16 protein-coding genes are annotated in these 13,610 nt (G+C 61.5%); 4 read left to right on the forward strand and 12 right to left on the reverse strand.

Annotated features, from left to right (window positions below):
- Window positions 1-21: 21 nt before the first annotated feature.
- The 3 genes from flhB to fliQ form a co-directional block, all read right to left on the reverse strand.
- The gene (gene flhB / locus PQU92_RS11785) at window positions 22-1,089 is read right to left on the reverse strand and encodes a flagellar biosynthesis protein FlhB (protein ID WP_272748421.1); all 1,068 of its coding nucleotides are present in this window, start codon (window positions 1,087-1,089) and stop codon (window positions 22-24) included.
- Window positions 1,090-1,092: 3 nt separating this feature from the next.
- The gene (gene fliR, locus PQU92_RS11790) at window positions 1,093-1,899 is read right to left on the reverse strand and encodes a flagellar biosynthetic protein FliR (RefSeq protein ID WP_438263820.1); all 807 of its coding nucleotides are present in this window, start codon (window positions 1,897-1,899) and stop codon (window positions 1,093-1,095) included.
- Between the two features lie 255 nt (window positions 1,900-2,154).
- The gene (gene fliQ, locus PQU92_RS11795) at window positions 2,155-2,418 is read right to left on the reverse strand and encodes a flagellar biosynthesis protein FliQ (protein WP_023461398.1); all 264 of its coding nucleotides are present in this window, start codon (window positions 2,416-2,418) and stop codon (window positions 2,155-2,157) included.
- Window positions 2,419-2,562: 144 nt separating this feature from the next.
- Here fliQ and PQU92_RS11800 point away from each other — a divergent pair, with 144 nt between their 5' ends.
- Window positions 2,563-3,771: a hypothetical protein gene (locus PQU92_RS11800; protein ID WP_272748422.1), complete on the forward strand. Its 1,209-nt coding sequence runs from the start codon at window positions 2,563-2,565 to the stop codon at window positions 3,769-3,771.
- Here PQU92_RS11800 and fliE read toward each other — a convergent pair.
- Genes fliE through flgB form a run of 3 tightly spaced genes read right to left on the reverse strand, consistent with a single transcriptional unit; the run spans window position 3,768 to window position 4,931 of the window.
- Window positions 3,768-4,076: a flagellar hook-basal body complex protein FliE gene (gene fliE / locus PQU92_RS11805; protein ID WP_272748423.1), complete on the reverse strand. Its 309-nt coding sequence runs from the start codon at window positions 4,074-4,076 to the stop codon at window positions 3,768-3,770. The genes PQU92_RS11800 and fliE overlap by 4 nt on opposite strands.
- A 3-nt stretch (window positions 4,077-4,079) precedes the next feature.
- Window positions 4,080-4,502, reverse strand: a complete 423-nt coding sequence (gene flgC / locus PQU92_RS11810) for a flagellar basal body rod protein FlgC (RefSeq protein ID WP_272748424.1) — start codon at window positions 4,500-4,502, stop codon at window positions 4,080-4,082.
- A 15-nt stretch (window positions 4,503-4,517) separates the two neighbouring features.
- Window positions 4,518-4,931 (reverse strand): flagellar basal body rod protein FlgB, encoded by a 414-nt coding sequence (gene flgB, locus PQU92_RS11815; RefSeq protein ID WP_272748425.1) that lies wholly within the window; start codon window positions 4,929-4,931, stop codon window positions 4,518-4,520.
- 185 nt (window positions 4,932-5,116) lie between these two features.
- Between flgB and PQU92_RS11820 the strand changes: the two genes are divergently transcribed.
- Window positions 5,117-5,446: a flagellar biosynthetic protein FliO gene (locus tag PQU92_RS11820; RefSeq protein WP_272748426.1), complete on the forward strand. Its 330-nt coding sequence runs from the start codon at window positions 5,117-5,119 to the stop codon at window positions 5,444-5,446.
- 2 nt (window positions 5,447-5,448) lie between these two features.
- Window positions 5,449-6,243 (forward strand): flagellar type III secretion system pore protein FliP, encoded by a 795-nt coding sequence (gene fliP, locus PQU92_RS11825; RefSeq protein ID WP_272748427.1) that lies wholly within the window; start codon window positions 5,449-5,451, stop codon window positions 6,241-6,243.
- Window positions 6,244-6,258: 15 nt separating this feature from the next.
- Here fliP and PQU92_RS18900 read toward each other — a convergent pair whose 3' ends face one another.
- The 4 genes from PQU92_RS18900 to PQU92_RS11840 form a co-directional block, all read right to left on the reverse strand.
- On the reverse strand, window positions 6,259-6,546 hold the full coding sequence (locus PQU92_RS18900) for a type II toxin-antitoxin system RelE/ParE family toxin (RefSeq protein WP_368407108.1): 288 nt from the start codon (window positions 6,544-6,546) through the stop codon (window positions 6,259-6,261).
- On the reverse strand, window positions 6,546-6,812 hold the full coding sequence (locus PQU92_RS11830) for a type II toxin-antitoxin system ParD family antitoxin (RefSeq protein WP_272748428.1): 267 nt from the start codon (window positions 6,810-6,812) through the stop codon (window positions 6,546-6,548). The genes PQU92_RS18900 and PQU92_RS11830 overlap by 1 nt, the downstream gene beginning before the upstream one ends.
- A gap of 57 nt (window positions 6,813-6,869) precedes the next feature.
- A complete protein-coding gene (locus PQU92_RS11835) occupies window positions 6,870-7,784 on the reverse strand; it encodes a hypothetical protein (protein WP_272748429.1) in 915 nt (304 codons plus the stop codon).
- Window positions 7,785-8,012: 228 nt separating this feature from the next.
- Entirely contained in the window at window positions 8,013-8,888 is an 876-nt protein-coding gene (locus PQU92_RS11840) for an SPFH domain-containing protein (protein WP_272748430.1), read from the reverse strand.
- 541 nt (window positions 8,889-9,429) lie between these two features.
- Here PQU92_RS11840 and PQU92_RS11845 point away from each other — a divergent pair.
- On the forward strand, window positions 9,430-10,074 hold the full coding sequence (locus PQU92_RS11845; RefSeq protein WP_272748431.1) for a DsbA family protein: 645 nt from the start codon (window positions 9,430-9,432) through the stop codon (window positions 10,072-10,074).
- On the opposite strand, the gene ybiA is transcribed toward PQU92_RS11845, so the two are convergent.
- A complete protein-coding gene (gene ybiA, locus PQU92_RS11850; RefSeq protein ID WP_272748432.1) occupies window positions 10,060-10,500 on the reverse strand; it encodes a riboflavin biosynthesis intermediates N-glycosidase in 441 nt (146 codons plus the stop codon). The two genes, PQU92_RS11845 and ybiA, sit on opposite strands and share 15 nt — an antisense overlap.
- 3 nt (window positions 10,501-10,503) lie before the next feature.
- Complete coding sequence (locus PQU92_RS11855; RefSeq protein WP_272748433.1) at window positions 10,504-13,560, reverse strand: tetratricopeptide repeat protein; 3,057 nt, start codon at window positions 13,558-13,560, stop codon at window positions 10,504-10,506.
- Window positions 13,561-13,610: the final 50 nt, after the last annotated feature.

The following is a 13,610-nucleotide window of genomic DNA, read 5'->3' on the forward strand; positions in this document are numbered from 1 at the left end:
TGGGATGCGCTTGGCCAGTGTCTAAAAGCCACGTTTCTTCCGCGTCATGACGAACGAGATGATCTTCGCCACCGCCTGAAAATGAGCTTCGGGGATGATCTCGTCGACATCGATCGCCGCATAGAGGGCGCGGGCCAGCGGCGGGTCTTCGACGATGGCGATGTCGTGCTCCCCCGCCACTTCGCGGATTTTCAGCGCCACGGCATCGACGCCCTTGGCGACGCAGGTCGGTGCCGGCGTATCGTTATCGTAGCGCAGCGCCACAGCGTAGTGGGTCGGGTTGGTGATGACCACGGTCGCCTTTGGGACGTTCGACATCATCCGCTGGCGCGACTTTTCCATGCGGATCTGCTTGAGGCGGCCCTTGACGTGCGGGTCGCCTTCGGCCTGCTTGTACTCGTCCTTGACCTCGGTCTTCGACATCTTCATCTTCTGCGCGAAGCGGAACTTCTGGATGACGAAATCGGCCCCGCCCTCCACCGCCAGAAACAGGCACACCGCCACCGCCAGCGAAATGAACACCTCGCGCGAATAGGGCAGGATCAGCATCGGCGACGCCCCCGTCAGGCCGTTGATGTCGATCGCTCGCGCCTTCAGGATCAGGTAGGTAATGAAGCCCACCGCGACCAGCTTGATCAGGGTCTTGGCGAACTGAATCAGGGCATCGACCCCGAACAGGCGCTTGAACCCCGCCATGGGATTCAACTTGGTCCAGTCGGGCTTGAGCTTCTCGGCATTGAACATCAGGCCGGTCTGGGCGACATTGCCGATCACCCCGCCCGCCGCCGCGACCAGCATGATCAGCCCGATGATGGGCAGGACCTTCATCATCACCGCATTGGCGATGGTCAGTCCGCCGTCGCCACGCAGCGAGTCGAGCAGCTGGTGCGGCATGGCCACGAAGACCGTCAGGGTCTCGGTCAGGGAGAGGGCGATCTTCTCGCCGTACATGATGACCAGGGCGCAGGCAAAGATCAGGGACAGGGCCTGCGGAATATCGCCTGACTTGGCGACGTCGCCCTTTTTTCGGGCCTCGGCCAGTTTCTGTGCCGAGGCCTCTTCTGTTTTGTCTTCACCTTCCTCAGCCATCTATCACCTGCTTCTGATGAAGATGTTGAGGAACTCTTCGTAGTGTTCGATGAACACCATGCCCGTTGCCCCCAGCCCTACGGCGAAGATGGACAGGCCGAAGAGGACGCTGAGCGGCGACACGGCAAAAAAGACCGGAAAGGCCGGCATGATGCGGCCGACGAACCCGGCGGCGATATTGAAGACCAGCCCGAAGACGATGACCGGGGTCGACATCTGAAGCGCCAGCATGAAGGTATCGGCCACCGTGCGGATCATCAGGCTGCCCGCGTCGCTCACCATGACGGGCTTGAGCGGCGGAAAGACGGCATAGGAATCGAGCATGGCGGCGATGAACATATGGTGCAGATTGGTCGCATAGATCAGGACGAGGCCGAGCATGGCCAGAAAGGTGGCCACGCTGGCGCTGGGCTGCGCCTGGGCCGGATTGGCGGTTTGCGCGAACGACAAGGTCGTTTGCAGCGAGACGATTTCCCCGGCGATGAGCAGCGCCGCGATGAAGGTGCGCATCAGCATCCCCAGCATCAGACCGATCAGCACTTCGTGGATGACCAGTCCCGCCATAGCCCCCAAAGTCGGCGGCAGGGCGGGCATCTGGGTCCGCAGCACGGGAATCAGCATCAGGGTGAAGACCGCCGCGAACGACAGCCTGATCCGCGGCGGTACGGCCTGATCGCCGATGCCGGGCAGCAATGTCGCCACGGCCCCCAGCCGTATGAAGATCAGCATACCGGTGAACACGATCTGCGACGTCCCGAAAAAGGAAGTCACCTCGGTCGCGAAATCGGGCGAAGGCGCGGTGGGGATCATGACCGCGCCTTAATACTCCCCCAGTTTACTGGGGGAGGTGGATCGGAGCGAAAGCGACGAGACGGAGGGGGGCTCGCGTAGACAACATGAAACTGAGCCAGTGGGTGCTTTTCCGAGCCCCCACCACCACATCTCACTTGCTGCGCAAGCTCGTGCGGTCCCCCTCCCCAATGAATTGGAGAGGTATGAAGAATGGCACTTCTGTTCACATTCCGCGTCATAAACGCCACCTATGCCGCGATTCCCGCGACCGGACTACATCCCGGCGATCTTGCCGGCGATCTCCTTCATGAACCCCGTCAGCAGCGCCCCCATCAGCGGCAGCACCAGCAGCAGGGTGACGAAAACGGCAATGATCTTAGGCGCATAGATCAGGGTCTGTTCCTGAATCTGGGTCAGGGCCTGAAACAGGCCGATCACCACACCGACGACAAGGCCGACGATCAGCACCGGCGCACAGAGCTGAATGGTCAGCCAGATCGCATCGCGGCCCACGCCCAGAACTTCGGTACCCGTCATCGCAAAACACCCTTGATTACTTTATAGGCAGATTTTGCCGCCCTCACGGTTAATTTGGAGTTAAGACTTCGCCGCATTGAATAAAGGCCATCGACCTTTCCAACCAGCCGCGCCCGATCTAAACTGAGCCAAACGGGGGAAATCATGAAAATCATCGCAAGTCTGTCGCTGGCTATCGGCATCGTCTGGGCAGCCCCGGGACTCGCCGCGGACCAACCGGCGATTTCGGCGGAAAACCTGCTGAGCGCCCCTCTTCGTCTGGCCGAAGCCGAGACGCTGAAACATCATAGCGACGTCGCCCGCCGTGAAGGCTCTACCCTTATCATTACCCGCTTCGCCGGGACGTCGAGCGCCCGGGAGGCCGGACGTTTCACCGATGATGACGGTGCCTGTGAACGATACCAATTCGTCGGCGTGAAGGCCCTGTTCAGCCCTTACCTTCATGCCATTACGCAGGTACCGGAACTCAACTGCGACAACGGCGACATCGCCGCCCGCTTTCTCCTGCGCGACAGCGGAAAACCTTTCTATACGTTCGGGCGCTCCATCGCGTCGTCGGATGGGCAATTTCTCGTACTGGAAGGCAATCCCGTCTATGCGGCGCGTCCATCGACAGAGGTTATCAACTGGCAATACGCCTTTGCCGAAGCCCGCTTCGATATCGCCTGCCGCGAGGTGACCGCGCAGCCGCAAAACCAGTTCATGGCCACGTGTCTGGATTTCTACGGCATTATTTCGGAGGACAAGAGCTGGAACGTCCGGCTGACGCGTTATTTGAATGGAGACGAACCCTACCAATCTACCCGTTTCGACAGCCGGACCATATCCATATCGAATGGCGGTAATGTCTTCGAAGACACACAGCGCGAAGCGACCCGAATCGCTCTGAAACCCGGCATGGCCCGCCGCGACGGCCCCGACCTCATCATTCTGGATAAGGGCAAAGAGATGCGACGGCTGACCGACGCTCAGGGATGCGAACGGTACTGGTTCGACACGACCATGGAGCTGTACGACGCGGACCTGAGCAAACGTGTCCCGGTCGCCGTGGTGACCTGTCAGCAAGGCGAGTTCGAGATGTCGCAACTGGTGCCAGCAAAAGGCGATATCCTGCAAATCCCGCAGGGCGCGGTAGCGTCGGACGATGGGAAAACCGTTCTACTGATGTACGGATCGACGGAAATCGTCGACTGGCCGACGCGCAAGGTGTTACTCAGGCTCCCGGAACGTTGCGTGGATGCGCAGTTCGTCAGGCCGGGGCTGTTCACGGCCAAATGCGAAAACTACGAAACACATATATCGCGGCGAGTGCGCTTCGAGCGCGATGCTTCCGGCACATGGACGGCGTCTTAAATCGGCATCCGCAGGATTTCCTGATACGCCGAAATCACCTGATCACGGATAGCAATAACGCTTTCCAGAGACGCCTCCGCCGAAGCCACCGCCGTCACCGCGTCGATCAGTTCGGCCTTGCCCTGCGATTGCAGGGCCATCTGGGTTTCCGCCGTCTGGGTCGATTTGTAGGTCTGCTCGATCGCGCCTTGCAGCACCTTCGAAAAATCGGCGCCGGTGCCCGACGCGGCCTTGCCTTCGTCGTTGAGGTTGGACACCTGCTTCTGAACGGCGCCATAGGCGCGGGCGGCGAGTAACGGGTTCATCTATTATCTCTTCAGGATGTCGAGGGTCTTCTGTTCCATCGAGCGCGCGGTCTCGATGACGTTCAGATTGGCCTCGTAGGCGCGCTGGGCCTCGCGCATGTCCATGGTTTCGATCAGACTGTTGACGTTCGGGCGCTTGACGTAGCCATTGGCGTCGGCCGCCGGATGGCTGGGGTCGTAATCCATCTGAAAATCGCTCTGGTCCTTCTTGACCGAGGCCAGCTTGACGCCGGTCGCGCCGTCGATCTTCGAGGCCTCGAACACCGGAATCTGACGGCGGTAGGGCGTCGCCCCCGGCGTCTGCCCCGTCGAATCGGCATTGGCGATGTTTTCGGCGATGATGCGCATCCGCGCCTGCTGCGCCCTGAGCGCGCTGGCGGCGACCGTCATGGCCGGATTGGTTTCGGGCACCTTATTAATAGGCATGGTCCTTACCTTTTACTATCTGCCGGGCGGCTTGGCGGCCATGCGCAGCAGGCCGAGCGATTTCTGATAAAAGCCGATGGCGGCTTCGTACTGCATCCGGCTTTCGGCCATCTTGAGCATCTGTTCTTCCAGCACGACCGAATTGCCGTCCATGGTCGTTTCCGAATCCGGCGTCACCACCGATTTCGGCGCGAAGGTCCCCGCCCCTTCGATGTTCATGTGCCCGCTGCTGGTCAGACTCAGACCGAGGCCGGTCTGTTCCGCCTGCCCCTTCATCATGCCGGCGAAGTCCATCTGCTTGAGATCGCGCGGCTTGAAGCCCGGCGTCGAGGCATTGGCCACGTTCTGCGCGACCAGCTTCTGGCGCTGGGACAGCCAGCCCATCTTGCCTTTCAGCGCGCCCAGAAGGCCGATATCGTCGATACTCATCGCGGGCTCCTTCTGGCTTGGCGCGACTCACCTTAGAGACAGGTGCATCGGCAAATTATGCCCCCTTCTTGGTTAACGAGCCTTTAAGGTTTGCGGCGTAGCAGTTTTTGCAGTTTTAGAGCGCGCATCTGTCCCAAAAACCGCCATACACTTTTTGGGATGCGCTTAATGAGAGGGTTGGCCCGATGGATTTCTTCCTGAGCCTGTTGCGCGCGGCGTTCGCGCTGGTGCTCGTGATCGGGCTGGTCGTCGGCCTTGCCTACGCCCTGCGCCGTTATGCCCCGCAACTGATGGCGAAGCTTCAGGCCCAGCGCGGCGAGCGGCGGATGAACGTGGTGGAAACCCTGGTGCTCGATCCCGCGCGACGGCTGGTGCTGGTGCGCATCGACGATGAGGAACGCCTGCTGCTGCTCGGCGAAGGCCACGAACTGCTGGAACCGCGGCAACTGCCGAAACCGAAACCGGTCGCCGCCCCCCTTCAGCCTAAACCTGTTCAGCCCAAATCGGTGATCTGACCATGGACACCGTTGCCGCGCCCAAACCCTCGAAGCGAGCCTATGCCGCCGCCCTGCTCGGCGGCATCATTGGCTTTGCCCTGCTGATCTTTCCGGTCGACGTGCTGGCGCAGTCGATCAATCTCGACCTGGGTCAGGGCGGCACCCTGACGGCGCGCGTCGTGCAGATGGTCGGCCTGCTGACCGTTCTGTCGCTGGCCCCGTCGATCGTCATCATGACGACCTCCTTCATCCGCATCGTGGTCGTGCTGTCCCTGCTGCGGACCGCGCTCGGCCTGCAACAGAGTCCGCCCAACGCCGTCCTGATCTCGCTGGCCATGTTCCTGTCGGCCATCGTCATGGCCCCCACCTATCAGGCGGCCTACGATTCCGGCATCCGGCCCCTGATGGATCAGGAAATGGAACTGCCTCAGGCGTTCGATGCGGCGTCGGAGCCCGTAAAGGCCTTCATGCTGTCGCAGGTGACCAAGAACGGCACGGGCGATCTCGACCTGTTCATCCGCCTGTCCAAGGTCGAAAAGCCCGCCAACAATATCGACCTGCCGATCACGGTCATCACCCCGGCCTTCATGATTTCGGAGCTCAAGCTGGCTTTCCAGATCGGCTTCCTGCTGTTCGTGCCGTTTCTGGTGATCGACCTGGTCGTCGCCTCGGTCCTGATGAGCATGGGGATGATGATGCTGCCGCCGGTGGTGGTCTCGCTGCCGTTCAAGCTGATCTTCTGGGTGCTGGTCGACGGCTGGCGGCTGGTCTGCGGCTCGCTGGTCGAAAGCTTCCAGCGCGCAGGCGGGGGATAGGGTTTTCAGGCGGCTTTATAGATCGCCTTCGTCAACATGGCGTGTGCTGTGCAGAACCCGGAAAATGGTTACGGTTTCGTCCGTGACGCCATAATAGATGTTGTAATTTTTATGGGGTAACAACTTCACCCCTGCAATCAGGGCCGATCTATTTGCCCCTCGTAAAGGAAGGTCCTTTAAAGATCGGCATTTATCTCGCAATTCCTCGACAAACGACTGCGATCTTCCCGGATCATCAAACGCTATATATCGCCCGATAGCCATCATATCCTGACGCGCAGAGCGGGTGAATCTGACACGCATCAGGCAGACTTTTTCTGTTCCACGCTTGCTATGTCTGCCAACACATCGTCGAACACATCTTCCAGGTCATAAAATTCGGTGTCGTCCATCCCTTTCTGGATCTCCGCACGCAAGGCCTCCAGCCGGCGTTGCTTTTCCGCCTCGCGGTCTTCCAGCATCCTCAGTCCGTCGCGCACGACCTCGCTGGCATTGTTATAACGCCCGGACGCCAGCTGGTCCTTGATGAACTGTTCGAAATGCGCACCCAGCGCCACGGAGGTCGGCATGGTCGTCTCCACTAACTGTTATTAATAGATAATACCATGCCGCCGGTTCAGCGCCAATCAGAAGATATCCAGATTGGTCTTCTTGCGCGCCAGGGTCTGATAGGCCGACACCGCTGCCCCGTGGATCAGGGCATAAAAGACGCCCGAAAGCAGACCGCCAACGACAAGCTGGATCACGAAACCCGGCGTCAGCAGCGCCGACAGAGACGTTACATCCGGCTGGCTCATCTGCTGAATCGAGGACATGAAGTCGCCGCCCGCGCCCATAGTGATCCCGAACATGACGCCATAGACGATGATCATGAGGATAATCGTGGCCAGGACCAGCAGAAGGTAGCCGCCCAGCAGGGTCCAGCCATTGCCCTCGGTCAGCTTGAAGCTGCCGAAGATATTGATCTTACCCTCGGCATAGGTCTGCACCATGACCAGCGACCAGCGGCACAGCACGTAGAAGAAGGCCACAAAGGCGCCAACACCAGCGACGAAGATCAGCAATCCCCCCAGAATGCCGCTGATCTTTGTCACCAGACTCAGCAAGCCGATCACAATCCCGACCGCCAGAGCAAACAGAAGATAAAATACGAAAAACGCGAGCGTCCAGAGAATGGTCGCCAAAATCTGCCGGATTTCGGCAGCGCCCAGTTGAAGATAGGCAAAACCACGGGCCTCAGGTTCAAGCTGGCTTCGGAACACCGCGCACTGAATGACGGCCGCGACGGTTAGCCCGATAATAACACTGAGGATGATCGCCGGTGCCATGTCGCCAATCGCCCCGAAAACGGCCATCGGATCGCTCGGCGGGGACTGTTCATAACCTTTCAGGGTCGACAAGGCGGAACCCGCCAGCACAATCGTAACCACATTGGTCACCACACTGACCACAAGGGCCACCGCCCCCCAGATCAAAACGGCAAGCGGGTTTTTCTTGATAATTTCAATGCCGGCAAAGGCAAAATCGATCGACAGTTTCATATGTCCCCTCATGAATTACCTGAGCGATATGCCAAAAAGTGTACAGCGGTTTTTGGCATTAATATCGCGACAAATTGATAATCTGAGCGGCATGACGATTCTATCCGAAGTCGTGCCGCTCAGGAAGCCTGCAGCCCCCTCCGGGGCGGCAGCCTAACCTAAAGGCGAACCCCGAACAAGGTCGCCTGACGAAGGGAAGAGACTCGCGCCCCTCCCCCATTTGCGTCCTTAATCCGCCTTCTTCAGGTCGATGAACGGCGTGGCCGAACCGGTAACCTGAGGCAGCTTGCCGTCCCACTTTTCGATCGCGCGCAGCTGCACGACCTGCGGGCTGGACGCGATCGACTGCGCCAGCAGGCGGTTGGCCTCGGCCTGACCACGGGCTTCTTCGATCTTGGCGTCGGCCTGCGCCTTGGCGACGGCGACCTGCGCCTGAGCGGCGGAGGCGTCGGCGTCGGCCTTGGTCTTGGCCTGGATCGAGTCGAGGATCACCTGCGGGTAGCGGATGGTGCCGATCCAGTCGAGCTGACTGACATTGACGCCCTGCGGCTCCCACTTGGCGCGCACGCGGGCCAACGCCTTCTGGATCACCTGCTGGCGACCGCCGCGATAGAGGAACTCGACGCTGACCAGTTCGGTTTCCGCCGCGATGGCCGAACGCACGTCATTACGCAGCGGGCCTTCGAAGATCTGATCGAAGGTCAGACGGTAGCGTTTGTAGAGCGCCGGGGCCTTCGCCTGATCGATGCGCATGACCAGCTGAACGTCCGCCGTCATCGGCAGGGCGTTGTTGTCCGAGAAGGTGACCTCCTCGTTTTCCGGTCCGCGCTCGTCGTGTTCGCGCGTATAGGTATAGGTGCGCTGGATCACCGGGAATTCGGCGATGCGTTCGCCCGGCAGGTTGATGTGCCAGCCCGACGGCAGCGGCGTCGGATCGACCCCGGCGCTGGGGCCCAACGTGCGGATCTTCACCCCGACATTGCCAGGCTGGATCGTCTGGCCGCAGCTGGCCAGACCGAAGATGCCCAGAAGGGCTATGCCGCCCAACGGGGCCAGGACCTTCCAGCGGGCGGGGATCGACACCTTGGGGCGGAGGGTATTCATGTTCATATGCGTGTTTCGCAGCCTTGCTTCGGCCGCGACCTTTCAAAGGGTTGAGGTTGAGAGAAAAACGCAAGGGGTCGCGCGCGCGTTCTGATGGTCGCGCATTTATTCCAAAAACCGCTATACACTTTTTGGAATGCGCTTACAGTGAAGCGACAAAATCGTCTTGGTTTCGGGGGCTTGATCGCGAGTAAAGCAAATATGGGCTGTGGCCGAGATTTCGACTACCGGACGGTCTGACAGAGATTTGGTAAACACCCTGACTCTTCGCCTTGATTTTGAGGCCGCGCGTCTAAACTTGCGGCGATGCTTTTTAACTAACGATCATATTCCTTCACTTGGTTCATATTCCCCAAACCTTGGAGAATGGAAATATAATACATGGCCACATATCCGCCTTAAAGCGAAACCGGACAGCGATCACGCGGATGTGATCCTCCCACTTTCAGACAATCGCCAAGCAATCGATTGTATAAGGCCATAATTCCGCCGCCTTGTTTTCGGCTCATCGCGCAAGACCACGCCCTGAGGATTCCCCGACATGACCACCCTGATCGTCCGCCGCTCTGCCCTGACCGGCCTTATGGGGTTGACGGCCCTGAGCCTTGCCGCCTGCGGTCAGTCGGGCCCCACCGGCAAGATCAGCGTCGATGAGATTACAGCTGGCAAGGCCGATGCGCCGGTAACCGTCGTGGAATATGCCTCGGTCGCCTGCCCCATCTGCGCGCAGGTCAATGAGACGATCACGCCCGCCCTGATGAAAAAATATGTCGAGACCGGCAAGGTGCGCTACGTCTATCGCCCGATGATGACCGGCAATGCCGCCGTGGCCGCCGCCGGGCACATGCTGGCCAACTGCGTGGCGAAGGACAAGGCCCTGACGGTTGTCGACGCCATCATGCGCGCCCAGCCCGAGATGGATCAGGGCGGTGCCCCGGAGCAATACGCCAATGCCCGCCCGGTCCTTTTGCGCATCGCCCAGTCGACGGGGATGAACGAGACGCAGTTCAATGCCTGCGTCACCGATCCCGACGGCCTCAGCAAGCTCAACGATCTCAACCAGGACGCCCTTTCGGCCGGCGTCACCGGCACGCCGACCTTCATGGTCAATGGCAAGACGGTCCAGATCACCCGCAACGACGCCAGCGAACTCGAAGCCGCCATCGAACCGCTATTGAAGAAGTAGAAGCTCTGTGCGGACCTGCATGAGGATTTCGCCCAGCCGGTTCAGGCCCGAACCATCACCGCCCGCACCCCAGTAGAAATCATTGGGCGAGGCCTCGGCGAGGGTTTCGTCGCCGGTCGAGAGCAGCAGCGTTTTCAAAGCTGGATGGGTGGTGAATTTCTTCCGGACGGCCTCAAGCATGACGACCTCCCGGCGTTCGTCCCAATCGGCATGGATCGGATGGGCGCGCGACTGTCCCATCGCCTTGGCCATTTTGGGCGTCGAAGCCTTGGCGATTTTCAGCCGGTAATTGGGATCGATGAACTTCTGCGCCTGAAAATAATGCTCGACGGTCGGCCACCACACGCCGTCCATCTCGATACCGTGCGGCGAGAAGTTGGAAAACTCGCCGTAGGCTTCCCCTTTCGAATAGAAGTACAGCGTCAAGCCCTAGGCCTTCTTCGGCGCAGGCGCGGCGGCCGGGGCCTGAGCCTGTTGGGCGGGCGCGGGTGCGGCAGGCGTCTTGCCCTGTTCGCGGAACTTCTGCTTCATCGAGGCGACCCAGCCGGTGAAGCTGTCGGTCTGCGCTGCCGCCATGGCGAAGTCCGACGCGCGCAGCGGACCGTTGTCGAGTCCGGCCAGCGCCACGCGCATCGCGTCGCCGTTCTGCGCCGTGTCGGCGAACTTGCCGAAGCGTTGCGACAGGCGATCGAGCGATTTCTGATCGGACGCCAGACTATAGGCCACACCCGCGCGGATCAGATTGGCCTCTTCGGCGAGGCTCAGATTGCCGTCCTTCTTCCAGCGCTCGCCCAGACGCTTTTCGAGCAGCGCCCCGGCCTTGACCCAATCCTTTTGCCGCCAATAGATGTCGGCGCGCACGTCAAGCGCTTCGGGCGACATGTCGGTCCCCAGCACCTCAAGCGCATTGTCGGTGCGGTTCAGGTCGTTGAGCGCCCGGGCTTCCAGCACCCGGCGCTCGGCCATGACCGCTTTCGGCAGCAGCGTCGTGCGGGTCTTCCAGATGGCTTGCAGGGCTTTTTCCGGCTGACGGTTCATCAGGTGGATGGCGGCCAGATCGGCGGCGACCTGCGACTTCGCCACGCCCTGTAAACGGTTCTCGACCTGATAATCGAGCAGGTCGGCGGCTTGCGACAGCAGATCGACCTCGACCAGACGCCGCGCCATGCGCCGCACCATCAGATCGCCGTCGGCCCCCACCGGCGTCAGATCGCGGAAGTCGTTGAAGAGGCCCAGCGCCTCGACCGGCTGCAGACCGTCGGCCATACCGTCGAGGAACAGGCTGCGGAAGGCGGCGTTGAGCTTCTGGTTGATCTCCACGGCTTCGGGGCGGCTGAAGAACGACATGCCGCCGCTTTTCAGCACCTCCAGCGCCTCGCGATAGCGGCCCTGGGTGAGGTAGATGTCGCCGACCGTGCGGATCAGCTCCAGTTCGGTATCGTCGCCGCGCCAGCGGAACCGCAGGGCGTTCATGGTCGCTAGGGTCTCGTCGGGCTTGGCCTCGCCCAACTCCAGCTTCAGACGCGCCGCGCGCATCTGGGCCGGGGTATTGAGGCGGTCGGAGGTCGATTTGGCGATGGCCGTATAGACACGCAGGGCGCGGCGTTTGTCGCCCTGCGCCTCGATGATTTCGGCCTGCACCAGCTGTGCCTCAAGCCGGTCGAGCGGCTGTACGTCCTGCGTCACCGCATAGCCGATGATCTGCGCCGCGCTGGCCAGATCCTTGGTCGCCAGCGCCGCCTGCGCATTGGCCGTGGCAAAGCGCGTGCGCCATTGCGGCGGGAAACCATCCAGCGCCGGGGCCCCGGCAGCGAAGGCCTTGCGCGCCTCCTCATAATGGCCGGTCTTTTGCGCGATATAGCCGCGCCACAGATTGGCGGCCGGATCGCTGATCAGAGCCGTCGAATCGAGATCGGCCTGCGCGTCGGTCAGACGGCCGGACAGGACCTTGGCCACCACCCGCAGGCCGCGCATCTGCGGGTCGCCGAGGCTGCGCGGATTGGTCTTGCCCAGCAGGTCGAGCACGCCCTGCGCCTCGAAATTCATCCCCTGCCCCACCAGAAAGCGCGCCAGATCAAGCCGCGCCGTATAGGGGCCTTCGGCGCCCAGGCCCTGCTCCTCGGCGGCGCTGACCTGAAGGGCATTATATTTCTTGAGGAAGCCGTCGGGCGGCGTCTCGCTCCACGAGGCGTCAGGCGCGGTCGGGAACAAAGCCGCGCGATAGCCGGTCTGGATGGTGCGCGCCTCGGTGCCGTTGTCGTCGGAGGACATGAGCAAGCCGCCCGGACGCGTCACCGCCACGCGGTCACCATCAAGCGTCACGGTCACATCGGGCGCCATGCGCTCGATCATCACGCCCTGAGCGGTCGAACCGATCGAGGCCTGCACGGTGGATCGATCGTCGCGGACGGCCTTGACCGGACCCGGCGCGGTCACCACGGCGATGCGGTCGCCGACCATCGGGTCGCGAATCCACGCGACTTTACGCGCCCCGGCCAGATTCAGCGTCAGGGTCGCTGCGCCGGACGTATCGTCGCGCTTGACCGCCACTTCGGACAGCGGTGCATCCAGCGCCTTGCCGCCGATACGCACGCGCCACAGCGCCCCTTCGGTATCGACCGACAGGCTGCCGCCCGCCGGCGCGATCAGGCGCAAAGCGGTAAAGCCGTCATTGCGCGCCCAGTTGGCCTGTTCGATCACGACGCCGTCTTTCAGAGTCGGCGGCAGGCGGAAATCGACCTCCTTGTCGAAGACCATCCACACGGCTTCGCCCCGACGGAAGACGGCAGCCCCGGTCACGTCGGGGAATGGAAAATCGATCTGCACCCCGTCTTCGAGTTTGACGTGTTTGAGCGCCACGACGGGATAGGTGGTTTTCGCCGGGGCTTGCTCCGACGCCGACGATGAGGCACTGGCAGACGGGGTTTCGCCCGCCTGTTGCATGATCAGCTTCGCGGTATCGCCTTCGACGTCCTTGGTTTCGATCTGGACATAGACCGCACCGTCCGAGCGCCCGAAACGCGCCTTGGCCCCTTCGGCCAGGGTCATGACGATCTCGCTGGCGCGGCTGTCCTGACGCAGGGCCACCGCCGTCACGCCCATCGGCGGATTGGCACGGAAATCGCCGATATCGGGCGTCTTTTGGCCGGGCAGGCGGATGACAACTTGACCTTTTTCGCTGCGCACCGAGGCGCGCGAGCCGACGCTGCCGTAGATTTCCAGCCGCCCCATCGAAGCGTTGCGCCCGACGCGGAAATCGATCTCGGACTTGGGCGCGATAATCCCTGCGGCCATTTCGGTCATGGCAGGCGCCGACACCGCCAACCCGGCGGCAGCGGCCCCCGACAGGGCGACGATGGCGGCAGTCGATCTGATGGCCTTCACGGACCAGCCCTGCGTCTCGCGCGCATCGTCGCGCCAGCGCGCCTGCGTTTCCGCAGTCAACGCCGCTTTCAGACGGGACAGGTCGGTGGTGGGACGGGTCATGACACGACTATCTTTGGCCCGATGCGGCTTAAACTAGGGTTAATTTCCGC

Origin of the sequence: Asticcacaulis aquaticus (genome assembly GCF_028550415.1) — a bacterium.
Taxonomy (GTDB): Bacteria; Pseudomonadota; Alphaproteobacteria; order Caulobacterales; family Caulobacteraceae; genus Asticcacaulis; species Asticcacaulis aquaticus.

Excerpts from the sequence above, each read along its gene's own strand:
- PQU92_RS11855 (WP_272748433.1), bottom strand. The coding sequence starts at position 13,560 with ATGACCCGTCCCACCACCGACCTGTCCCGTCTGAAAGCGGCGTTGACT.
- PQU92_RS11845 (WP_272748431.1), top strand. The coding sequence starts at position 9,430 with ATGACCACCCTGATCGTCCGCCGCTCTGCCCTGACCGGCCTTATGGGG.
- fliR (WP_438263820.1), bottom strand. The coding sequence starts at position 1,899 with ATGATCCCCACCGCGCCTTCGCCCGATTTCGCGACCGAGGTGACTTCC.
- PQU92_RS11820 (WP_272748426.1), top strand. The coding sequence starts at position 5,117 with ATGGATTTCTTCCTGAGCCTGTTGCGCGCGGCGTTCGCGCTGGTGCTC.
- PQU92_RS11840 (WP_272748430.1), bottom strand. The coding sequence starts at position 8,888 with ATGAATACCCTCCGCCCCAAGGTGTCGATCCCCGCCCGCTGGAAGGTC.
- PQU92_RS11800 (WP_272748422.1), top strand. The coding sequence starts at position 2,563 with ATGAAAATCATCGCAAGTCTGTCGCTGGCTATCGGCATCGTCTGGGCA.
- fliQ (WP_023461398.1), bottom strand. The coding sequence starts at position 2,418 with ATGACGGGTACCGAAGTTCTGGGCGTGGGCCGCGATGCGATCTGGCTG.
- fliP (WP_272748427.1), top strand. The coding sequence starts at position 5,449 with ATGGACACCGTTGCCGCGCCCAAACCCTCGAAGCGAGCCTATGCCGCC.
- PQU92_RS11835 (WP_272748429.1), bottom strand. The coding sequence starts at position 7,784 with ATGAAACTGTCGATCGATTTTGCCTTTGCCGGCATTGAAATTATCAAG.
- flhB (WP_272748421.1), bottom strand. The coding sequence starts at position 1,089 with ATGGCTGAGGAAGGTGAAGACAAAACAGAAGAGGCCTCGGCACAGAAA.
- PQU92_RS18900 (WP_368407108.1), bottom strand. The coding sequence starts at position 6,546 with ATGCGTGTCAGATTCACCCGCTCTGCGCGTCAGGATATGATGGCTATC.
- flgB (WP_272748425.1), bottom strand. The coding sequence starts at position 4,931 with ATGAGTATCGACGATATCGGCCTTCTGGGCGCGCTGAAAGGCAAGATG.
- PQU92_RS11830 (WP_272748428.1), bottom strand. The coding sequence starts at position 6,812 with ATGCCGACCTCCGTGGCGCTGGGTGCGCATTTCGAACAGTTCATCAAG.
- flgC (WP_272748424.1), bottom strand. The coding sequence starts at position 4,502 with ATGCCTATTAATAAGGTGCCCGAAACCAATCCGGCCATGACGGTCGCC.
- fliE (WP_272748423.1), bottom strand. The coding sequence starts at position 4,076 with ATGAACCCGTTACTCGCCGCCCGCGCCTATGGCGCCGTTCAGAAGCAG.